Here is a 22,455-nt window from a genome sequence, read left to right on the forward strand (position 1 = left end):
CGGAGGTAACAAAGAATATGGCAGAAGTAAGTGTAGCAAAACTGGCCGAGGACATTGGTACAACTGTTGATAAATTGCTCCAGCAATTAGACAGTGCCGGTATTAAAAAAGGCGCTGACGACCATGTCTCTGAGTCAGAAAAAGCACAACTACTCGATCACTTGTCGAAGCAACACGGTGGTGCGGGTTCAACTGGCCCCGAGCGCATGACCCTGCAGCGTAAGAAGAAAAGTACGCTCAGCGTGACAGGTTCAACGGGTAAGGCGAAAGCCGTACAAGTAGAAGTGCGTAAAAAGCGCACCTACGTGAAAAAGAGCGCGCTAGAGGAGCAGCAGGAGCAAGCTCGTTTAGAAGCAGAGGAGCAAGCGCGTAAAGAGGCCGAGGCACAGGCCAAAGAAGAAGCAGAGCGTAAGGCCAAAGAAGAAGCCGAACGCAAAGCAAAAGAAGAGGCTGAACGCAAAGCGAAACAAGAAGCAGAGCGTAAGGCTAAAGAAGAAGCGAAGCGTAAAGCTGAAGCACAGCGCAAAGACAGTCATGATTCTGCAAAGGACGAGGAGCAAACTCAGAAAGAACGTGAAGAAGCTGAGCGCTTACAGAAAGAAGCAGAAGAGGCAGCATTGAAGAAAGCCGAAGAAGAAGCGAAACGTCAAGCCGAAGAAGCCCGCCGTCTAGCGGAAGAAAACGAAGCGCGTTGGAAGAAAGAAGAAGAGGAACGTAAGCGCCGCGAGGAAACAGCGGACCATCACCTCACAACCTCGACCTATGCCCGTGAAGCAGAGGACGAATCAGACGCGCGCGAAGAGAAAAGTGCACGTCGTAAAAAGAAAAAGCCAAAGGGTAAAACCGAGGCTCCAGCTAAGCTTAAAGGCAAGAAAGGTAAGCTGAAAGCGCCTACGTCTTTACAGCATGGCTTTAAAAAGCCGGTAGCGGATAAAAAAGCTGAAGTACGCATTGGTGAAACCATCACCGTTGCTGAGTTAGCATCACGTATGGCGGTGAAAGGCGCCGAAGTGGTGAAAACCATGATGAAGATGGGTGACATGGTAACCATTAACCAAGTTATCGATCAGGAAACAGCACAACTGGTGGCCGAAGAAATGGGTCACAAAGTAGTGATCACCAAAGAAAACGAGCTTGAAGAGCGCGTATTAAGCGATCGCTCTGAAGGCGGTCAGGCTGAATCGCGTGCACCGGTTGTAACTGTAATGGGTCACGTTGACCATGGTAAAACCTCGACGCTTGACTACATCCGTAAAGCCAAAGTGGCATCGGGTGAGGCTGGCGGTATTACCCAGCACATTGGTGCTTACCACGTTGACACCGACAACGGCATGATCACCTTCCTAGATACACCAGGACACGCGGCCTTTACTTCAATGCGTGCACGGGGTGCAAAAGCAACGGATATCGTTATCCTAGTTGTTGCTGCCGACGATGGTGTAATGCCGCAAACCAAAGAAGCAGTACAGCACGCTAAAGCAGCAGAAGTACCGTTGATTGTTGCAGTGAACAAAATCGATAAAGAAGGCGCGGACCCAGATCGCGTTAAGAATGAACTGGCAGCGTTAGATGTTATCCCAGAAGAATGGGGCGGAGAAACGCAGTTCGTTCATATCTCAGCGAAAACGGGTGAAGGTGTTGATGAGCTTCTTGAAGCTGTCTTGATGCAGTCAGAAATCCTTGAACTAACCGCTATTCCTGAAGGTATGGCCTCGGGTGTGGTGATTGAATCACGTCTAGATAAAGGCCGTGGTCCAGTGGCAACCGTTCTTGTTCAAGAAGGTATGCTTAAGCAAGGCGATATCGTTCTTTGTGGTCTTGAATATGGCCGTGTTCGTGCAATGCGCGATGAGAATGGTAAAGAAATCAAAGAAGCGGGCCCATCAATTCCAGTCGAGATTTTAGGTCTCTCTGGTGTGCCTGCAGCTGGTGACGAAGCCACTGTGGTACGCGATGAGCGTAAAGCGCGTGAAGTAGCGCTTTATCGTCAAGGCAAATTCCGCGAAGTGAAGCTTGCTCGTCAGCAAAAAGCGAAACTGGAAAACATGTTTAGCAATATGTCTGAAGGTGACGTGAGCGAAGTGAACATTGTCCTTAAGGCCGACGTTCAAGGCTCTATCGAAGCTATTGCCGATTCACTGACTAAGCTTTCTACTGAAGAAGTTAAAGTGAAAATCGTGGGTAGCGGTGTTGGTGGTATCACCGAGACTGATGCATCACTTGCCGCCGCATCAAATGCGATTGTCGTTGGCTTTAACGTTCGTGCCGACGCTTCTGCACGTAAAGTGATTGAAAGCGAAAGTATTGACCTGCGTTACTACAGCGTTATCTATGACCTGATTGAGGAAGTGAAGCAAGCCATGACCGGTATGCTACAGCCTGAATTCAAACAGGAAATCATTGGTCTTGCCGAAGTACGTGATGTATTTAAGGCACCGAAGATTGGCTCTGTCGCTGGGTGTATGGTAACCGAAGGTGTGGTTAAACGTTCTAACCCAATTCGCGTTCTTCGTGATAACGTCGTTATCTATGAAGGTGAGCTTGAATCGCTACGTCGATTCAGAGATGACGTTCAAGAAGTTCGTAACGGTATGGAATGTGGTATCGGCGTTAAGAACTATAATGACGTTAAGGTCGGTGACCAAATTGAGGTATTCGAAGTCGTTGAAGTACAACGCTCGCTGTAAACCTCACAGTTAGTCATAAAAAGTATGGGGGCCTTGTGCCCCCATTTGTGCATTGTGTAATCAATAGAAGTGGTGGAAATGAGAGAATTTTCTCGCACAGAGCGCGTAGCGCAGCAAATCCAAAAAGAAATCGCGGTGATCATCCAGCGCGAAGTGAAAGACCCGCGTTTAGGCATGGTGACCGTGTCTGCGGTGGAAGTATCCCGTGATTTGTCCTACGCCAAAATTTTTGTCACCGTCTTTAACCAAGACGACGACACTAAAGCGAAACAAAGCATGCGTATTTTGAATGATGCCAGCGGCTACATTCGCTCCTTATTAGGCAAGCGTATTCGTGCCCGCATTATCCCTGAATTGCGTTTCGTGATTGATAACTCGCTGCTCGAAGGGATGCGTATTTCTAACTTGGTCGACACCGTAATGCGTGAAGATCAGGATAAGCGCAACAACAGCGACGAAGAAGAGTAAGCGCTATGGCCAGACGGACAAAAGGCCGCCCGGTCGATGGCGTACTATTGGTTAATAAGCCGCAAGGGATCTCCAGTAACCGCGCGTTACAACAAGCAAAAGGTATTTTCTTTGCGCAAAAAGCGGGCCACACCGGCGCGTTAGACCCTCTTGCTACGGGGATGTTACCGGTGTGCTTCGGTGAAGCGACCAAGTTTTCACAGTTTTTACTCGACACCGACAAAACCTATGTGGTTCGGGCTAAACTAGGCGAGCGCACAACCACCTCCGACGCCGATGGTGAAATTGTGCAAACCCGAGAAGTGGATGTCTGTGAAGCGGATTTACGTGAACAGGTTGCCAGCTTTATTGGCGAGTCGGATCAGTATCCGTCGATGTACTCGGCACTGAAATACCAAGGCCAACCACTGTATAAATATGCCCGTGAAGGCATTGAAGTACCGCGTAAATGCCGCCGTATTCATGTCTACAGTTTGACCTTAGATGAGTTCGACAGTGAGCGCAACGAGATACAAATGACCGCGCACGTATCTAAAGGCACCTATATACGTACGATTGTTGACGACTTAGGTGAGCTGCTGGGATGTGGTGCCCATGTGATTATGCTTCACCGTTCTAAAGTAGGTCACTATCCGGCAGAAAAAATGGTGACCTTAGAGACGTTGCAGCAGCTACTCGATGAGGCCAAAGCCAAAGACATCGCCCCAGCAGAGGTACTCGACCCCTTGCTGTTGCCGATGGATACTGCGGTGCAAGATTTACCAAGCATCGAGCTTGACGAACAACAAGCCACTGCTTTTGCCCACGGGCAAACTGTGGTTGTCGGCGAGCAGGTTGCGCCGGTATGTGCGGTGCGCTGCAAAACACGCTTTCTAGGCGTTGGTGAGCGTAACCAACACGGCCACTTAAAGGCCAAACGTGCTGTGGCAATTACCAGCTAGGGAAGCGGCGCACCCTATAAAGCGCTTGTAGTTCTCGCGTAAATTGTTAAAATAGCGCGCTCATTTGGTGGGGCTGGATTAGTGATCGGCTCTTACCGTATTAAAACACTCATTTTTTGGAGTTATTTATGTCACTAAGCAACCAAGAAAAAGCAGATATCATCGCAAAATTCGCACGCGCTGAAGGCGACACAGGTTCACCTGAAGTACAAGTAGCTTTGCTAACTCACGATATCAACAAGCTTCAAGGCCACTTTGCTAACCACAAGCAAGACAACCACTCACGTCGTGGTTTGCTTCGCAAAGTAAGCCAACGCCGTAACTTGCTTAACTACCTAAAAGGTAAAAGCATCGAGCGTTACACTGCACTAATTCAAGAACTTGGCCTACGTCGCTAATTCTTTGAAATCAGTTTACAAAAAGGGGCTATCTAGCCCCTTTTTTTGTGTGCTTTTGGCGAGTATACTAGGCCCTGTCTAAGTCGGTAGGGCAATGTATGGCCGTCGGCTAAGATGGCACCATATTGCCAATTGTAGTAAATAAAGGCATTCCAGCGTGAGTGTGGTTATTTACTGTAATTGGTAAGGTGCTTGAGAAAACCAAACTTTAGTCTGCTTAGTACGATTAAGTAGGGCTAAATGCAACTTAAAGGAAATAATTAAGTGCAACCAATTATTAAAGAATTTCAATACGGTGAACACACTGTAACGCTAGAAACGGGTGCGATTGCACGTCAAGCAGATGGTGCCGTACTTGCTAGCATTGGCGACACCTCGGTACTCGTGACTGTGGTTGGTAAGCGTGAAGCAAACCCAGGTCAAGACTTCTTCCCTCTGACTGTTAACTACATTGAAAAAATGTACGCAGCGGGTCGTATCCCTGGTGGTTTCTTGAAGCGTGAAGGTCGCCCATCAGACGGCGAGACACTGATCGCGCGCTTGATTGACCGTCCAATCCGTCCACTGTTCCCTGATGGCTTCGTAAACGAAGTGCAAGTGATCGCAACCGTTGTTTCAGTAGACCCTGAAATTCAACCAGATATCGTAGCGCTGATTGGTACTTCAGCGGCGCTTGCGCTTTCGGGTATTCCATTCAATGGTCCAATCGGTGCGTCTCGTGTAGGCTTTATCGACGGTCAATATGTCCTTAACCCAACACTTACTGAGCTAAACGAAAGTAAGCTAGACCTTGTTGTTGCTGGTACTGACAACGCGGTACTGATGGTTGAGTCGGAAGCTGAAACATTGCCAGAAGATGTGATGCTAGGCGCCGTGGTTTACGGTCATGAGCAGTCACAAGCCATTATTACTGCGATTAACGAATTTGCTAGCGAAGCAGGCAAGCCTGTATGGGATTGGACAGCACCAGCGAAAGACGAGTCGCTAGCGGAAAAAGTGGCTGCCATCGCGGAAGCGAAAATCGGTGAAGCGTACCACATCACTGACAAGGTAGCGCGTAAAGATGCGCTAAGCGCAGCGAAAGCACAAGTAATCGAGAAGCTAAGCGCTGAGCTGGGTGAAGACGAAAGCTTAGATGAGCAAGAAGTATCGGGTGTATTCGGTTCACTTGAGAAGAAAATCGTACGTGGTCGCATCATTGCCGGTGAAAAACGTATTGATGGCCGTACTCCTGAGATGATCCGTGCCCTAGATGTTAAAACCGGTGTGCTTGCACGTACGCACGGCAGTGCTATCTTCACCCGTGGTGAAACTCAGGCACTTGTTACCGCAACGCTGGGTACAGAACGTGACGCACAGATGATTGATGCCATTACGGGTACCTCAACTAACCGCTTCATGTTGCACTACAACTTCCCTCCATTCTGTGTTGGCGAAACAGGCTTTGTAGGCTCACCTAAGCGTCGTGAAATTGGTCATGGTAACCTTGCTAAGCGTGGTATTGCGGCTGTTCTTCCTACGCTTGAAGAATTCCCTTACTCAATCCGTGTGGTATCAGAGATCACTGAATCGAACGGTTCATCTTCAATGGCCTCGGTATGTGGTACTTCGCTGGCGCTGATGAATGCCGGTGTACCAACTAAGGCATCTGTAGCGGGTATTGCTATGGGTCTTGTTAAAGAAGGTGACAACTTTGTTGTTCTTTCTGACATCTTGGGTGACGAAGACCACCTAGGCGACATGGACTTTAAAGTAGCCGGTACTTCTGAAGGTATCACTGCGCTGCAAATGGATATCAAGATTGAAGGTATCACTAAAGAAATCATGCAAATTGCGCTTAACCAAGCACAAGCTGCCCGTTTGCATATTCTTGGCGTGATGGATGAAGCCATCTCTTCACCAGCGGCTGAGCTTTCAGATTACGCACCACGCATTTACACGGTGAACATTCCACCGAAGAAAATTGCTGACGTAATTGGTAAAGGCGGTGCGACAATCCGTGCGTTAACTGAAGAAACTGGCACTACTATCGAAATCGATGATGACGGTACGGTTAAGATCGCTGCCACCGATGGCGAAAGCGCACGCGCTGCAATCGCTCGCGTAGAGCAGTTAACTGCAGAACTTGAAGTAGGTACAATCTACGAAGGTAAAGTAGTTCGTATCGTAGACTTCGGTGCGTTTGTTAATGTATTGCCAGGCAAAGATGGATTAGTACACATTTCACAAATCAGCGAAGAGCGTGTGAATAACGTGACTGATCACCTTAGCGTTGGTCAAGAAGTTAAAGTTAAGGTACTAGAGGTAGACCGCCAAGGCCGCGTCCGCTTGAGTATCAAAGAAGCGCAGGAAAAACCAGCTGCAAACGCAGAAGAGTCAAAAAGCGCTGAATAAGCATTAATCTGATGTAAAAGGGGGCTGTTTAGCCCCCTTTTTTGTGGTTTAATGAAAATCTATAGCCGTTGAATATAGGTGCAGGACGTTGAGAAAACCCATTTCGCTCATTATTGCAGGCGCACTAGCCGTTGTGTTGGCTGGTTGCCAATCCACTTCCCAAGAGCCTCAGTATTTAGTTGCAGTGCCATTTACAGCGCCTCTGCCCAGTGATTTTCGCAGCGAAATTGCCATAGCTCGTTATACCGAGCTCATTGAGCAAGCTGAACTTCCTAATGAGCAACAAGCGCAGCTTTATTATGACCGAGGCGTACTGTTTGATAGCTTAGGGCTTAGTACCTTGGCGCGCATTGACTTTAACCGCGCGGTAAAACTTAAGCCTGATTTAGCCGAGGTCTATAACTTTTTAGGCATTCATCACACCCTAATGCAGCAATACGGCAAAGCTTACGAAATGTTCGACTCGGTGTTGGAGCTTAACGCTGAGCATGAATATGCATACTTAAACCGAGGCATCGCCCTTTATTATGGGGAGCGCCCTAAACTGGCCAGTGACGACTTACAAGCCTTTTTAGATTTTGCACCGGACGATCCCTACCGTGTGCTGTGGCTTTATTTAGCGCAAAGTGCGAACGACGCTCAACAAGCAAAAGCCAATTTAGCTAAGATGGCGCAAGCGTTAGACCCACAGAATTGGGCCTATCAGTTGGTCGCTTATTACAATGGCGATATTGATGAAAAGGCTCTGTTAAACACCTTGAGCGAGGGCGTTGAATCGCACCAGGAGTATGCTGAGCGATTGTGTGAGGCGTATTTCTATATCGCCAAGCGTCACCAAGCTGAAGGCAATACAGCCTTGGCCAGTGACTACTTTAAATTGGCGTTATCGACTAATGTGTACGAGTTTGTTGAATATAAGTACGCCCGTTTGGAGCTGAGCTTAATGGCAGGCGAGGGTGCGCACTAGTGTAATTATACTGCTGGCACTACTACTTTGTGCCAGCAGCAGTTTCTCCCCTCATTTAGCTTCCCATCTAGCGGCAAACTCTGCCAGTTACCTTGGTTATTGGCATCGCTATCAGCCACACAGTATCGACTATCAATCACTTAATCAGGCACAGCTGCGAGTGTTGGCAGGGCAGAGTGTGGCGCCAGCGCAACTGGCCCTAGCCGTCAAGCTACTCAATGACCATCGTATAGAGGATGCCACGCCGTATTGGCAGGCGGCGTTATCACATCAAAACGATACCCAAGCTGTGCAGTGGCAGCAACTTACCAAGCGGCTACTCCTTAATGAGCAGTGGCACTCGCTCACGACCATCTCACAACATCGTGCGCTTAGTGAGGAGGTTGCTCAGCCTCTACTGATGCACCAAGGTGTGCCGCCAAGTCGAATTACCACTGACTATGCGCAGCATCATGATTTTGAAGTGCGCTTAGGATCAATTGAGGCACGCCAATGTGATTACAATATTTTATTATTGGCAGATCACGCGCAAGGCATCGTGAGGTTAAAACAATTGCGTGAACGATACCTCGCAAAAGCAGAGCCACAACCGGGACTGATGTGTTTATCTAAGCCTGTTTATATGGGTAGTCAGCTTGCTTGCTCGTCGAGTAGGGGGGAGTATGCGCGCTGCAATTGGCAGTCCTTGGCAGAGCAGCCATCACGACTGCCCCCGGGGTTTGATTTCATTGTTATGATGACCAAGCAGGGGCGCGCCAATGTCCAAGCAGGAGTCATGCAATTAAGCACAGAGGCACCTTATCATGTGTTTTTACACGAACTCATGCACTTTGCCGGGTTCACGGACGAATATCCGGGACCTAAAGCACAACAACACGCATGCACAGACAAAGGGCAAATCTATGCTAACCTTTATGTCGATGATACAAGGCCTTCTGGTTGGTATAAAAGCGATTTTTGCAACAATGGGCGTGGCTATAAACCCACTGATAAAATCAGCATTATGCAACACTCAGAGGTTGGCTTATCGCCTTTGTATCGTCGCCTTTGGGTAAAACAATTGCGCCAACACAGCGATGAATTACTGCGCTATCAAGATTACTTTCATCGCCTAAGTGCGCTACCAATCTGGCTACAACGCCACCCACTTGCCACACATGGAGCAGGTGAAGGCCGTACAACAATTAATCAAGCTAACAACTAGATTTGTAAGCAAGGTTAGTGAGGTGTTAATCTCAGCCCAAGTTTTAGGCGAATAGCCGCATCTAGGCTAGACAAAGAGTGAGCACAACAGTATAACTGACTAATTATTAATGTTTAATTGGCGCTATACTAACCCTAGTTGAGGAACTTAGCACACGGAAGCAAACCCGATGCTGGAGTTGATTATAAGAAGGTTGTTTGAAGGTTCAGCGACCATAATAAAGGTTCACAAACTATGACTTTGCTGTGGATACCCCTGTTATCCCTTATAGGCAGTTTACTTGCGAGTTTTACTGGTAAATTATCGCGCAATCAAAGTGCGATTATCACCGCAATAATGCCCATTTTAGGCTTAGCCCTAGTACTGAGTTTAGCCCCCGATGTGTTGGCGGGTGAGACCCTCTATTCCAGCCTACCCTGGATACCTGAATTAGGCGTGAACTTGTCTTTCCGTCTGGACGGGTTAGCCCTGCTATTTTGCTTGCTGATTCTATGTATCGGTTTGCTGGTTATTCTTTATGCTCGCTACTACCTTAGTGAGAATGACTCCATGCCTAAGCTTTATGCCTACTTAATGCTGTTTATGACAGCCATGCTAGGCATTGTCACGGCGAATAACATTATTCAAATGTGGTTCTTCTGGGAGCTCACCAGTATTAGCTCATTTTTATTGATCAGCTACTGGTCCCACAAACCTGAAGCACGTAAAGGCGCACGTATGGCATTGGCTATTACCGGCGCTGGCGGTCTGGCCCTGTTGGCGGGCTTAGTGCTCATTGGCCAGTTAGTGGGCAGCTACGAGCTTGACGTTATTCTACAAAGTGCCGAGGTGATCAAGTCATCGTCTTGGTATCCGGTTATTTTGGTGTTGGTGTTGCTAGGGGCGTTTACCAAATCTGCGCAGTTTCCCTTTCACTTTTGGTTGCCGCATGCGATGGCGGCACCTACGCCAGTCAGCGCCTACTTACATTCGGCAACGATGGTTAAAGCCGGAATTTTTCTGTTAGCCCGCTTTTATCCCGCACTGGCAGGCACCGAGCTGTGGTTCATTATTGTTGGCGTAACCGGCCTGACAACCTTGTTAGTCGGTGCTTACATTGCTTTATTCAAACATGACTTAAAGGGCTTGTTGGCATACTCGACCATTAGTCATTTGGGTCTTATTACCTTGCTCCTAGGCCTGGATACGCAGCTGGCGACAGTTGCGGCGATTTTCCACATTATTAATCATGCTATTTTTAAAGCATCACTGTTTATGGCCACCGGGATTATCGATCATGAAACCGGCACCCGAGATATGCGAAAACTAAACGGTATGTGGCGCTATATGCCCTATACTGCGACCTTAGCGATGGTGGCGGCGGCGTCCATGGCCGGTGTGCCGCTTTTGAACGGCTTCTTATCAAAAGAGATGTTCTTTGCTGAGACCTTACACCAGCAAATGCTAGGGTCTATGTCATGGTTAATTCCAGTGTTGGCGACGGTAGCCGGGGCCTTATCGGTGGCTTATTCGGCGCGTTTTATTCACGATGTATTTTTCAATGGTGAGCCCAAAGACCTGCCTAAGGATCCCCATGAAGCGCCGCGTTATATGCGCGTGCCCATTGAAGTGTTGGTTGCTATGTGTGTGCTCGTCGGTTTGTTCCCAGCCTTTGTCGTAGACCCTATTTTATCGGTCGCTTCCAATGCAGTTTTAGCCGGTGATGCACCGGATTACAAACTGGCTATTTGGCACGGTTTTAACCTACCGCTATTTATGAGTGCGGTGGCAGTGGCCGGTGGTTTATTTATCTATTCTCAACGCAAATATTTATTCCAGTTCCAAGCCTCGCTACCCAGTGTTAATGCAAAAAGGGCATTCGACGCTGGTATCCAACAGGTGATGACTTGGTCACGTGAGCAAGTACTGCGTATAGAGAATGGCTCTTTGCAGCGCTATGTCTTTATTTTATTGCTCTCGGCACTGGTTCTTGCCGGTCTGCCATTATTTGAAATGCATACGCTGGCTGGGTCTAAAGGCCTGAGCGATATTGATGCTCATAATGCCATTGGCGCAGCCTTGCTCATGATTGGTGCGCTTGCCACCTTGGTATGGCATCGCTCGCGTATGGTGGCCCTCATCATGATTTCGGTGGTGGGGTTGATGACCTCAGTGGCCTTCAGTCGTTTCTCTGCGCCTGACTTGGCGCTCACTCAGCTTACTGTGGAAGTAGTCACGGTGATGCTATTGATGTTGGCACTGTTTTTCTTACCGCAACGTACGCCAAAGGAATCAAGCTCAATTCGAATCTTGCGAGATTTAGGGATCAGTAGTGCTATTGGTATCGTTATTGGCAGTATTTGTTATGCGGTGCTCACACGCCCCCACGAGAGCATCTCGCAATTCTTTGTTGCCAATGCCAAAACCGGTGGCGGCGGTACTAACGTTGTAAATGTTATTCTCGTAGACTTCCGAGGCTTTGATACTCTCGGAGAAATCACTGTACTGGGTATCGCAGCGCTGGGTATCTACAAGTTATTACTTAATCTGCCACTATTTATGCCAGCATCAGACAGTGAAGGGCGCCCTTGGGCTCGCGAACGTCACCCGCTATTGTTGGCGAGTATCTCGCAAAGTTTGCTGCCGCTGGCCATTATGGTGTCCGTGTATATTTTCTTGCGTGGTCACAACTTACCGGGTGGTGGCTTCATCGCTGGCTTGGTCACTTCTATCGCCTTTATCTTGCAGTACATGGCCAATGGTTCGAATTGGATACGTGCGCGCATGGATATCAATTACCGCAAGGTGATTGCCTCCGGGTTAGCCATTGCCACACTGACAGGCATGGGAAGCTGGCTGTTTGGGCGTAACTTCCTAACTAGCTGGTTTGATTATTTTGATATTCCGTTGGTGGGCAAAACTGAGCTTGCCAGCGCAATGATTTTCGACCTAGGGGTCTATCTCACTGTGGTAGGTGCCACTTTGATGATTTTGGCAAGCCTAGGTAAATTGACAGCAGAAACACCGAAAGAAAAGGTCAACCTCTAATGGAACTCTTATATGCAAGCTGTGTAGGTCTATTAGTGGCCTGCGGAGTGTATCTTATTTTACGAGCGCGCACTTTCCCAGTGGTGCTCGGGCTTACCATGCTCTCTTACGCGGTGAACCTATTTTTGTTCTCCTCAGGGCGTCTACAAATCAATAAGGCGCCGGTGTTGGGTCAGTCTGCAGGGTATGCCGATCCGCTGCCTCAGGCGTTAGTATTGACCGCCATAGTGATTGGTTTTGCGATGACCGCGTTTGTGGTTATCTTGGCTATTCGTGGCCGCGCGGATTTAGGCAATGACCACGTGGATGGTCAACCGCGCTCGAAAAAGGGGTCATAGTTGATGCAGCATTTGATCACTTTACCTATCCTACTGCCTTTACTTGCGGGGATCATTTTACTGCTCCCGCCTTGTGGTAAAAACCTCATTATTCGCCGCTGGACAGCGATGTTTATGGCACTGCTTACGTTAATAGCGAGCACGGTGTTATTGCAGCAACTGCTGCAAGGCGGCCCGATTGTGTATGCTATTGGTACTTGGCAGCCACCCTTTGGTATCGTTTTATACGCCGATCCGTTGGCGGTGCTACTGACTATTCTAACAAGCTTCCTAACCTTGGTTACCACCATTTACGCCAGTCGCGGTGATGACAAAAAAGGCAGCTTCTATCATCCCCTTACACACTTCTTGCTTATGGGTGTGAATGGTGCCTTCTTAACCGGGGATTTATTTAACCTGTTCGTCTTTTTTGAAGTGCTACTGATTGCTTCCTATGCATTGCTAATGCATAAAACGGATAAACAGACCACCAGAGCCGCGCTTCACTACGTGGTGCTTAACTTAGTGGGCTCGAGTATCTTCCTCATTGCCTTAGGGATTCTTTATGGGGTACTCGGTACGCTGAATATGGCGGATTTAGCCACTAAAGTAGCTCAGCTACAGGGCGATGATATTTACTTGGCTAAAATAGGTGGTTTGTTGCTGCTTATTGTCTTCGCTCTAAAGGCCGCCTTATTGCCATTACATTTGTGGTTAGCGGCAACTTATAGCCGTGCAATGCCTGCGGTAGCAGCGCAATTTGCGGTTATGACCAAGGTTGGTATTTACGCCATGATGCGCGTGTTCACTATGATCTTCGGTGATAATGCCGGCGAGCTCAGCGGTATGGCCACCACTTGGTTATGGCCTCTAGCGTTGGTCACCTTAGTGGTTGGGGCTGTTGGCGTTTTAGCCTCGGAAGATTTACGTCGGCTAACGGCAAATTTAGTCATTGTTTCGGTGGGCACCTTAGTGGCTATGGTGGCTCTGAATAATGAGCAGGCCACAGCTGTGGCAATCTATTATTTATTGCACTCAACAGTAGGCTGTGCGGCAATGTTCTTAGTTGCGGACTTGATTGGCTTACAGCGTGGTAAAGTGCAAGATAGGCTGGTGAATAGCCGCAGTGTTGCCGAGCCTAAGCTACTCGGTATCTGCTTTGTGCTGTGCGCCATTGCCTTGGCCGGTTTGCCACCACTTTCTGGCTTTATCGCTAAATTATGGTTACTGGATGCGGCTTGGGAAAGCAAAGTTGCCTGGGTGTTCTGGCCCATATACCTGATTGTCAGTTTGGCAACCCTTGTGGCTTTGTCGCGAGCTGGAACGAGCCTATTTTGGCATGACAACCCACAGCAAGATGAACAATTTGAAGATGCCGTATACGCTGGCAAACGCCGAAGCTTCGCGGTGCTATTGATGCTTGCAGTGCCAGTATTAATGACAGTGTTCGCTGCACCACTGACCGAAGTGAGCCAGCATGCAGCAGCAACACTGCATAATACTCAAGTCGCGGTTGATACTGTTTTTGCGTTGGCTAAGGGGCAATAAATGCGTTTACAAGCAAAATATAAGTGGTTACCCACCCCGTTTCGCACCATATTATTGTTTGCGGTTTGGCTGTTGCTTAACAACAGCGTATCGCCGGGCCATTTAATTTTAGGGGCGGTACTGGCTATTGTGATTCCGCTGTCTATAGCACCATTTCGTAAGCCTCAGCCGTTAATATTGCGCCCCGGCTTGGCATTCAAGCAGCTACTTATCGTGCTGTGGGACATTATCACTGCGAATGTTGAAGTAGCGATAAAAATACTGGGGCCAAGCAAGCGTTTGCGTCCTGGGTTTATTAAAGTGCCGTTAGATTTGAAACATGATTTACCTATCACCATGCTTGCGAGCACTGTGTCGTTAACTCCCGGCACGGTCAGTGCTGAGGTGTATCCGATTCCAGAGTCTCTGCCACAAGGACAAGAGCCTGAACAACGCTTCTTGTTGATCCATGTGCTTGATATGGGAGACGAACAGGAGCTGATTAACTCCATTAAAAGCCGTTACGAAGCGCCGTTGAAGGAGATTTTTCAATGTTAGAACATGTTTTACTTATCGTGTTTGCGATGATTGGCGTGTCACTGGTGCTCAATTTGTGGCGCTTAATTGTCGGTCCATCCATCCCTGATCGTATCTTGGCACTCGATACTATGTACATTAATACCATCGCGTTGATTATTTTGTATGGTATCGGTATGCAAACACAAATTTATTTTGAAGCTGCACTGCTTATTGCCATGCTTGGTTTTGTCAGCACTGTCGCAGTATGTAAATATTTACTACGTGGCGATATCATTGAGTAGGAGAGGGTATGTTTGAGTGGATAATTGCCGCGTTCTTACTTGCAGGCGGCGCGTTTATTTTAATTGGTTCTATTGGTCTGGTAAAAATGCCGGATTTCTTTATGCGTTTACATGGCCCAACGAAGGCCACCACCTTAGGGATGGCATCGCTACTTATTGCCGCCAATGTTTACTTTAGTGTTACCAATGGTGAAGTGAACATCAAAGAGATTCTGATTTCTATATTCTTGCTGATCACCGCCCCCATCACAGGTTATATGCTTATCAAATCGGCCATTCACCACGATTTAAAAGCGCGAGAAGATACCAAAGGGTTGGATAAAATAGAAGACGACTAAGTAGCAATATTCGAAATGAAAACGGGGCGAAAAACGCCCCGTTGTTATATCTATCGCTTAAGTATCCGTTAGAAAGTGGTGACCACTTTAACAGCATCTGTGACGCTGCCAGCATCAACAAAGCCGATAGTATCGGGGTTTGAGCTGACTAACTGAATCACTTCAGCATCGTTATCCACCTCTTTAGGCGGTGTGCCCTTTCCTGTAAACACGAGCTTTGACCAATAAGCCTTGAGTTGTCCTGAGGACTTATTCAGTACTTTTTGGTTAAATTCATCGGCGGTGGCTCCGCTGGCTTGGCTAATGGGAATTGCTTTATTGCCATTGGAGAACGATTTCTCTTTGCCAATAAAGATGCGCTCCACCGTGTCTTTATTGATATCACTGCCATTACTGGGGTGAACGATAACGGCCACATCAGCCAGAGCGACTGATGAGCTCAATAGCGTGAACAAAAATGCGATCTTATACATAATAGTGCTCCTCATTTAGAATACCGCGTCAACACCAATGGTGATCGACTCACTGTCACCCGCAACCGCTAAGTCAAAAGAATCATCTTCAACTTTATCGAATTGCACTTTAAATGCAGCGGACGGGTGGAAGTCCCACCTTACACCCACCGATGTGGTGTTGTGCTGCTCGGTATCGCCATCGCCTTCTTGATCAAATTCAGAGTAACTCACATAGGGGGTGATGCCATCAAAGCGATAGCCCGCGCTGACCATGTAGGTGTCGAGGTTGCCATCGAGATCGAGGCGGTTAAGCTCTGTTAATACAAAGGCGTCGCCAAAGTCGAGGTTCAAGGCGAGACCATAGAACTTACCGTCGCGTTCGGTATCCCCATCTTCCCAAACAACGATATTGCCACTGCGATAACGCTCATTGGTATAGCGCATGTGTGTAGCCCGTATTTCAAACCAGTCGTTACTCGCTTGAATTACACCGCCAATGATATCTTTCCATATTTCTCTGGTTGGCTCTTGGAAGAAAAACTCGCTGAGTAGCTTGTTGCTTTCGTCGTCTTCACGGCCGCCATAAATATTACCGCTGATGGACCAGTCGCCAACATAGCCGTTGTATAGCAAGTTAAGGCCGTTGTAATTGAATATTTGCCAGGTGTAATTGTCGGCGGGGGGGCGCATCCAAACATAGGCATAGCCAACATCATAGAAATCCGAGTAGTAGAATAGCGGTAGGCGTTTCTTACCCCCTTGCAAAGTCCAATTCTCATTGAGCTCATAAGACAAGTAGGCCCACTCGAACTCAGCGTCAAAATCATTAGCACCGCGAGCCACTATTTGCCCTGTTGCGCTAAGACCATCCATCAAGTCGGCGCTCACTTGAAGGCCGAATAGTGACTCGGGTTCGAAAGATATTTCATCGGTGTAAGCACTAACAATGGGGTAGTCGGCTAAGAAAGTCGGCTCTACACCATATTGTGGAACACCATCACCACTGAGCACTTTACCAGCATTTATGCTGACAAAGCCCGATACGTTGACATCAGCAAAACTTTGCGAGCTGAACGACAACGCCACTGCAATTAACGATAGTTTGAGTTTCATACCTGTTTCCTAAGTTGTGTGCTTAGTGCTCCTTGAGTATAGACAAATATAAGGTTTGTAAATTTTTTGTTGTATATTCAGCAGGCAACCACCGCCGTGGCGTTTTTTGCATGAACCAATAAAAATGAGAGAAAAAGCAAAAAAAGTTAGAATTTTCTTAAATTTGGTTAACACTTAGAGGTAGCTGGCCGATACCTAATAAGCATTACTTTCTGAGGTGTACACTATGAATACGGGTTTCTCGTTCGCAAACCTAAGCATTACTAAAAAAATCCACGCGATTACTTGCGTTGCGGTGGTGGCTTTTGTGGTGATTGTGTTAGTCAACTATTCCGCAATGAGCTCAAATCAGCAATCACTCAACGAGCTTGAGACTTCCACCTACAACCTGCTCAACATCACCGCAGAAAACGCCACTGCGCTGAACAGCGTTGATGAGCTTTATACCCAGGCTGTCACCTTTGGTGATGCAGAGTTGCTGGATAAGGCCGAAGAGGTCTATCAAGCCATCACGGATAATTTAGAAAAGCTAAATAGCATCCAAAGCGGCTTTATGCCCGCGAACACCTCTAAGCGGCTACAAGATTATAAAAACATTGCCGCTAGCATCGCCAAGGGGATGATCGATGGCACGGCGGACTTTAGTAAAATTCAACAAAACGCAAAGCAGAAAACCGATATTTTCAATTCCCTCACGACTGACTTTAACAACGCCGAAGAGCGTGCCAATGCGCGCTTTTTACAGCTGATAAACGAAACTGAAAGCCGCTCAGGCACAGCAATGACAACCATGTTAATTGTCGCCGTGGTTTCTGTGATTTTTGTGGTGCTACTTGCGGTGGTGATCGCCCGAGGTATAGGTAACTCGGCAAAAGATGCCGCGCAAAATTTGCATTTGTTGGCACAGGGGCAGGGGTCGTTGTCGACCACGCTCAATGTGCGTTCTCATGATGAAATTGGCCAAGTCTCCATCAACTTCAATGAATTTATTGCTCTGCTAAAAAAAGCGGTGGTTGAAGTGATGAATGTGGTTGAACCGCTGATGGAGAATTCCACACGCTTGGTGCAAGGCATGGAAAAAGCAGAGTCTGCGACCAACCAGCAAACCAGTGATGCAGAAATTGTCCGCCAGTCGATGGAAGAGATGCGCCAGAGTGTGGGCGATATTTCTCATTCTGCTTCGCAAGCATCCGACGCAGCGCAACTTGCCGAGCAAGAGGTGGCACAGAGCAAGGACCAAATTCGTGTATCCGTGAGTGAATCACAAACCCTGAGTGAGGAAATCAACCGCGCCGCAGGCACTATTAATAAGTTGGCGGATGATACCCAGAATGTGACCCAGATTCTGAATGTGATTACCTCAATTGCAGAGCAAACTAACTTATTGGCATTGAATGCAGCAATCGAGGCCGCCCGTGCTGGCGAGCAAGGTCGAGGCTTTGCGGTGGTCGCCGATGAGGTTCGAGAACTGGCCTCACGCACCGCCAAATCCACCAATGAAATTCGCGAATTGCTTACCGTGTTAACTGAAGCAGCCAATGATGCCGTTAAAGCAATGACCTCAGCGCGAGATATGGCCAGTAATAATGCTCAAGCCGCCGAGCAAACAGGACAATCGATTGAGCAAATCTCCGAACAGATTTTATCTATTAACACCATGAACGGGCAAATTGCCGCCGCCACCGAGGAACAAACCTCAGTGGCCACTATGGTCGTTGATAATGTCACCTCAATGCACCGCTCTTTTGAAGATACGATGCAAGCGCTTAGTGAAGTGCGCGATGTCGCTAAAAACCTACACTATCTGTCTGACAACCTGTTGGACGCCACTGCCAAATTTAAAGTGGAATAAGTGAATAAAGATTGAGTAAGGGCGCTACTAAATAGCGCCCTTTTTTAGGTCTTTACTGAGGTGTCGTCGCGCATTGCTAGTCTCACAGCGAAAAGAAACACTCAAAATGGGTGAATTTACCAGCATTGAGCAATCCATGAGGGTAGTCAATAAATGGTTAAAACATCCAATTAGCGATCATTTAGACTAATCCATCTGGGAACAGAGTTTTTAACCATCTGAAATTAAATCACTTTTATTTGGCACCAAATTTGCTCCGTAAAGATTGATTCAATTCCATTAAGGATAAAAAGTGAAAAACGTTGGATATCTTGTAGTTTTACTCATTTTTGCGTCAGGTTGTGCAACAAACAGCAGAAATCTAAGCCATGCTCTTGGCGAAGAAAGCGCGCACTCGCGTGACCTTATCACTGTTGAAGAGATCGTGTTTGACAGCGAAGGGGTGCCACTATCAGGGAGCATATTTATTCCTAAAAACCCACAAGCAGCGGTCGTTCTAGTACACGGCTCAGACCCTGTTCCACGTATGTCAAAGCTAGCTGAGTCATTGGCCAAGCATAACTTGTTGGTTTTGACCTATGACAAGCGTGGGGTGGGTGAGTCTGGTGGGGTTTACGTTGGGCCTCAAGTTGGAACTAATAATATCAGTGTTGATAATTTAACGTTGCTTGCCAAAGATGCCAGTGCTGCGGTAGATGTGGTTCGTGAATATGACAATAGTTTATCCATTGGCCTGCTAGGTGCCAGCCAAGCTGGCTGGATTATTCCAATTGCCGCACTCAATAATCAATCGGTAGAGTTTATGGTTCTCTTTAGTAGCCCAACTATCACGACTTTGGAGCAACTGAGGTTCCAGTTCTACACAAATGGAAGAGAAGATTTTTGGCAAACACAGAGCTATAAAGAGGCCCGTGAACATACCCTAAACGACCCTGATAAATATGAGTTTAACGCAACGGATCCGAAAGTTTATCTAGACTCTCTATCAATACCAGGGCTGTGGCTCTTTGGAGAGCAAGATATACAGGTCCCAGTCAAAATGTGTGTGGAACAATTGAATGAACTAAAAGCTCAAGGCAAGCCTTTTGACTATATCTTATTTCCATCGCTTGGGCACAATACGAACAAAGCAGAGCCTCTTGCTATTGCAATACATTGGATAGAGCAAAAATATGCCTCCAATTAACCCGCTATTCGTGTTTTGGCGAAGTTGGAAAAACCCAAACTCATGGCTAAATAACGGCTCAAATGCGACAGCAAGTTGCAGCGCGGCGCAGAGCATTATTAATCTCTAATGGCGCTTGGCCGACTTTTGAGGCTCACGAAATGAATGGTCGCTTTTGACAGCAGCCAAAAATCATTGAACTTAACATTGACCGGGCGAAAAGCAGATATTCACTTGCTAGCGAGTCTTGGAGTGCCTTTTAAATGCTGGTAAGGACATTTCCCCAGTCAAAAGACCTCTCCCAAAACTTGTTATCGACTCCTACTGTGTCGCAGTCAATAACGCATTGCATTCCTTTTGCTCTGCTGCACTATTTACTTTACTGTTTGATTCACGATAATTTTTTTAATAATACTCGCGTGTCTATAGGCGCTTGGTCTTTTATCTTGCAAGGTCTCGCTAATAAGTTTTTAAATAGTTAATGGGATTTTTGAATATCCGCAATATTTTAGTAACTGATCGTTCAGTAGCAGAGTTCTGCTCAATATTCGATTCAGAAATAACCGTGATTACTTCTCAGCTCGAACACATTGAATCTTGTTTTGAGCAATATTTTAGTGAGCCTGAAAAGCAAAAATATAAATGGGTTCAGGAATTCACATTTATGACTATAGAGTCTGTTGTTACAGCAACAAGGCTTTTGATTGAAGGGCATATTAATGCCTCTGGGAATACAATGAGAATTTCCTATGAATCTATATGTTTAGCTATACTGCTTAGTGCAGAGAGCAACGTAGTAATTGATAAAGGAAAAAAAGCAAAACCAATCAACTTTTACAAAGCCTATGAACAAGGTAAGAGTAATACAAAGGCTCATAGAGCTGTCGATAATGTTTTATTAAATGCTAGTACTTTAGGATTGGTAGAAGGGAGTGAGTGGCTCAAGCAAGCAAAGAATTTTTATAATGGTTATAGCCACGCATCGATAACGACAATGAGTTCATTGATGTTACCTTCGGGTAAGCCAATTATTGCAGGAGGTTTTCATAAGGAAAAATTAGACCTATATAAAGACCATCTACAGTTTATTGTTAGGTACGCAAATCATCTACCTAAGCTTATTGAGGCAATAGCTTTACGCAATTTAACAAGCAATTGAATTAAGATTCGTTTAAAGCTGTCCCGCCAATTGCTGCGTAATTCGCCCGCCAGCTTTGGCTCACTTACTAATTGGGCGTTATGTGGACAGGGACATTTGAATTAGGATGAAGTTTTTAATTTCTGCACTTGCTATTTTTTTGCTCATTGGTTGCACGACAGGCAGGTTGGAATATGTCACCCCGGAAGGCGAAACGAAGTACGGGTGCGAAACTGAATACACGTGGCAACCCAGTGTAGACAAATACGCAGTAGAGTACATTCTAAGTTACTGTGCCAAACAGGCTGCTCAACTTGGAAATACAGTCGTCAATACGAATCTGCTAAATCTAAACCTATCTATTCCCGCACCACCGACAGGTCAAAACTGGAGTTTTGACCTAGCGAAATCAATGTACAAAAAAGGGCAGCTCACCGATAAACAATACGGTTACCTAATCGCTTATTTGGATTTGGGGCATGATAAAGGTTGATGTTTCGGCAAGCTCACATAATAAAGAGTTTACCTCACTCACTTCGTTCGCTGGTGCAGTAACGCAGCCGTGCTTCGCGATGATGCCACTAGTTCAATGTCCGTTAGCTTTGTGATTTAGGAGCAGGGTAGCCGAGAGAGTATTCCTAATTTTGATAACTTCTTTATTGAGCTCTGCTTCTCTAGCCAGTGACGCCGAGTTCTCATCGTTTAGAATAGGAACAGACTCTTACGATACTCGTAGTCGAGCCTTTAAACGTTTATTGTGTTTGGAAAGCCAAGACAGTATAGAAGTTGTTTTATCGCTTACTACAAGTGAAAAATTGCAACTTTTTCGTTTAGCCCAACAGGATATTTTTGAGGGCAATGCAGATTTGGGTGAACTAGAAAGTGTATGTGTTAGCAGTTATCCGTACGCAGTTATATATGGTGACAGCACGGGGAAATTAAAACGACTTGTTATTCGCCTTTACAAGATGATAAAGCTCATTTATTAAAGTTTGTTTACTCTATTGATACTGTTCAAAATTTGCCAAAATCACATTGTAGGCTTTATTAGTGCTTGCACGTGGCAAGCGCTTCACCAGAAATGAAAAGTAGTGGGATAAGCTCACCCTACATAGTTTTATTCTGTTAATTAGGCCTTAGCACTCGCCATAGGTACCTAAAACACTGCCAGGTTGGACTAGGATCCATTTATCCAATCTGGCAGGCTCGGTTTAGATTTATTTAATTTAGAAGGTGGCGACCACTTTCACCTTGTCGCTGGCACTTGCGGCACTAACGTACCCTATTGCCCCAGGGTTGGCTGCCACAAAATCAATTACCGCTTGATCGTTCGCTAACTTGTCAGGTGGTGTTCCTTTACCTGTGAACACCAGCTTAGACCAGTAGGCGTTAAGCTGTGAACTCGATTTGCCTACCACCTTATCGTTAAACTCATCAAAGGCGGGAGTGCCATCTTGATTCACCGCTGTGGCACTATTGCCATCAGGGAAAGACTTAGATTTACCAAGATAAAGCTTCTTGATCGCGTTTTGATCTAGGCTTGCACCATTACTGGGATGAACGACTACGGAAATATCCGCCCACACCCCTTGCGCAAATACTAAAAGCGAAACTGCTGCTACTTTTTTTAACATGTTTTTCCC

20 protein-coding genes are annotated in these 22,455 nt (G+C 46.7%); 17 read left to right on the top strand and 3 right to left on the bottom strand.

The genetic code is table 11. From position 1 onward, the window contains the following. Nucleotides 1-17 precede the first annotated feature (17 nt). The 13 genes from infB (at nucleotide 18) to FIU82_RS05050 (ending at nucleotide 15,089) form a co-directional block, all read left to right on the top strand. Nucleotides 18-2,687, top strand: coding sequence for a translation initiation factor IF-2 (gene infB, locus FIU82_RS04990; protein WP_022945697.1), 2,670 nt, complete (start codon nucleotides 18-20; stop codon nucleotides 2,685-2,687). Between the two features lie 78 nt (nucleotides 2,688-2,765). Next, nucleotides 2,766-3,155: a 30S ribosome-binding factor RbfA gene (gene rbfA / locus FIU82_RS04995; protein WP_022945696.1), complete on the top strand. Its 390-nt coding sequence runs from the start codon at nucleotides 2,766-2,768 to the stop codon at nucleotides 3,153-3,155. Nucleotides 3,156-3,160: 5 nt separating this feature from the next. Then, nucleotides 3,161-4,096 (top strand): tRNA pseudouridine(55) synthase TruB, encoded by a 936-nt coding sequence (gene truB, locus FIU82_RS05000; protein WP_138547844.1) that lies wholly within the window; start codon nucleotides 3,161-3,163, stop codon nucleotides 4,094-4,096. A 128-nt stretch (nucleotides 4,097-4,224) separates the two neighbouring features. Beyond that, nucleotides 4,225-4,494, top strand: a complete 270-nt coding sequence (rpsO, locus tag FIU82_RS05005) for a 30S ribosomal protein S15 (protein WP_026111212.1) — start codon at nucleotides 4,225-4,227, stop codon at nucleotides 4,492-4,494. Nucleotides 4,495-4,758: 264 nt separating this feature from the next. Continuing rightward, a complete protein-coding gene (gene pnp, locus FIU82_RS05010; RefSeq protein WP_022945694.1) occupies nucleotides 4,759-6,888 on the top strand; it encodes a polyribonucleotide nucleotidyltransferase in 2,130 nt (709 codons plus the stop codon). An 88-nt stretch (nucleotides 6,889-6,976) separates the two neighbouring features. Next, nucleotides 6,977-7,855 (top strand): lipoprotein NlpI, encoded by an 879-nt coding sequence (nlpI, locus tag FIU82_RS05015; RefSeq protein ID WP_253946346.1) that lies wholly within the window; start codon nucleotides 6,977-6,979, stop codon nucleotides 7,853-7,855. Further along, on the top strand, nucleotides 7,845-9,059 hold the full coding sequence (locus FIU82_RS05020) for a hypothetical protein (RefSeq protein ID WP_152440494.1): 1,215 nt from the start codon (nucleotides 7,845-7,847) through the stop codon (nucleotides 9,057-9,059). The genes nlpI and FIU82_RS05020 overlap by 11 nt, the downstream gene beginning before the upstream one ends. A gap of 234 nt (nucleotides 9,060-9,293) precedes the next feature. Continuing rightward, nucleotides 9,294-12,086 carry a monovalent cation/H+ antiporter subunit A gene (locus FIU82_RS05025; protein ID WP_022945691.1) on the top strand — a complete coding sequence of 931 codons (2,793 nt, stop codon included), beginning with the start codon at nucleotides 9,294-9,296 and terminating at the stop codon, nucleotides 12,084-12,086. Continuing rightward, nucleotides 12,086-12,424: a Na+/H+ antiporter subunit C gene (locus FIU82_RS05030; RefSeq protein ID WP_022945690.1), complete on the top strand. Its 339-nt coding sequence runs from the start codon at nucleotides 12,086-12,088 to the stop codon at nucleotides 12,422-12,424. Before FIU82_RS05025 ends, FIU82_RS05030 begins: the two co-directional genes overlap by 1 nt. Then, complete coding sequence (locus FIU82_RS05035; protein ID WP_152440495.1) at nucleotides 12,425-13,951, top strand: monovalent cation/H+ antiporter subunit D; 1,527 nt, start codon at nucleotides 12,425-12,427, stop codon at nucleotides 13,949-13,951. After that, entirely contained in the window at nucleotides 13,952-14,488 is a 537-nt protein-coding gene (locus FIU82_RS05040; RefSeq protein ID WP_022945688.1) for a Na+/H+ antiporter subunit E, read from the top strand. Beyond that, a complete protein-coding gene (locus FIU82_RS05045) occupies nucleotides 14,482-14,751 on the top strand; it encodes a K+/H+ antiporter subunit F (protein ID WP_022945687.1) in 270 nt (89 codons plus the stop codon). Before FIU82_RS05040 ends, FIU82_RS05045 begins: the two co-directional genes overlap by 7 nt. Nucleotides 14,752-14,759: 8 nt before the next feature. After that, a complete protein-coding gene (locus FIU82_RS05050; protein ID WP_022945686.1) occupies nucleotides 14,760-15,089 on the top strand; it encodes a Na+/H+ antiporter subunit G in 330 nt (109 codons plus the stop codon). A 68-nt stretch (nucleotides 15,090-15,157) separates the two neighbouring features. Here FIU82_RS05050 and FIU82_RS05055 read toward each other — a convergent pair whose 3' ends face one another. Together FIU82_RS05055 and FIU82_RS05060 are read right to left on the bottom strand one after the other, a co-directional pair. Continuing rightward, entirely contained in the window at nucleotides 15,158-15,562 is a 405-nt protein-coding gene (locus FIU82_RS05055; protein ID WP_171036757.1) for a phosphate ABC transporter substrate-binding protein, read from the bottom strand. 15 nt (nucleotides 15,563-15,577) lie between these two features. Further along, the gene (locus tag FIU82_RS05060) at nucleotides 15,578-16,657 is read right to left on the bottom strand and encodes a porin (RefSeq protein ID WP_022945684.1); all 1,080 of its coding nucleotides are present in this window, start codon (nucleotides 16,655-16,657) and stop codon (nucleotides 15,578-15,580) included. 226 nt (nucleotides 16,658-16,883) lie between these two features. On the opposite strand from FIU82_RS05060, the gene FIU82_RS05065 reads away from it, so the two are divergent. The 4 genes from FIU82_RS05065 to FIU82_RS05080 all read left to right on the top strand — a co-directional run bounded on the left by FIU82_RS05065 (nucleotide 16,884) and on the right by FIU82_RS05080 (nucleotide 21,305). Next, complete coding sequence (locus FIU82_RS05065) at nucleotides 16,884-18,509, top strand: methyl-accepting chemotaxis protein (RefSeq protein ID WP_152440496.1); 1,626 nt, start codon at nucleotides 16,884-16,886, stop codon at nucleotides 18,507-18,509. Nucleotides 18,510-18,801: 292 nt separating this feature from the next. Further along, the gene (locus tag FIU82_RS05070; protein WP_152440497.1) at nucleotides 18,802-19,695 is read left to right on the top strand and encodes a S9 family peptidase; all 894 of its coding nucleotides are present in this window, start codon (nucleotides 18,802-18,804) and stop codon (nucleotides 19,693-19,695) included. 460 nt (nucleotides 19,696-20,155) lie between these two features. Continuing rightward, nucleotides 20,156-20,833 (top strand): hypothetical protein, encoded by a 678-nt coding sequence (locus FIU82_RS05075; protein WP_152440498.1) that lies wholly within the window; start codon nucleotides 20,156-20,158, stop codon nucleotides 20,831-20,833. 106 nt (nucleotides 20,834-20,939) lie between these two features. Beyond that, nucleotides 20,940-21,305: a hypothetical protein gene (locus tag FIU82_RS05080; RefSeq protein WP_152440499.1), complete on the top strand. Its 366-nt coding sequence runs from the start codon at nucleotides 20,940-20,942 to the stop codon at nucleotides 21,303-21,305. A 733-nt stretch (nucleotides 21,306-22,038) separates the two neighbouring features. Here FIU82_RS05080 and FIU82_RS05085 read toward each other — a convergent pair. Next, complete coding sequence (locus FIU82_RS05085) at nucleotides 22,039-22,446, bottom strand: phosphate ABC transporter substrate-binding protein (RefSeq protein ID WP_152440500.1); 408 nt, start codon at nucleotides 22,444-22,446, stop codon at nucleotides 22,039-22,041. Between the last annotated feature and the right edge of the window lie 9 nt (nucleotides 22,447-22,455).

Origin of the sequence: Pseudoalteromonas sp. THAF3 (assembly GCF_009363775.1) — a bacterium.
Classification (GTDB): Bacteria; Pseudomonadota; Gammaproteobacteria; order Enterobacterales; family Alteromonadaceae; genus Pseudoalteromonas; species Pseudoalteromonas ruthenica.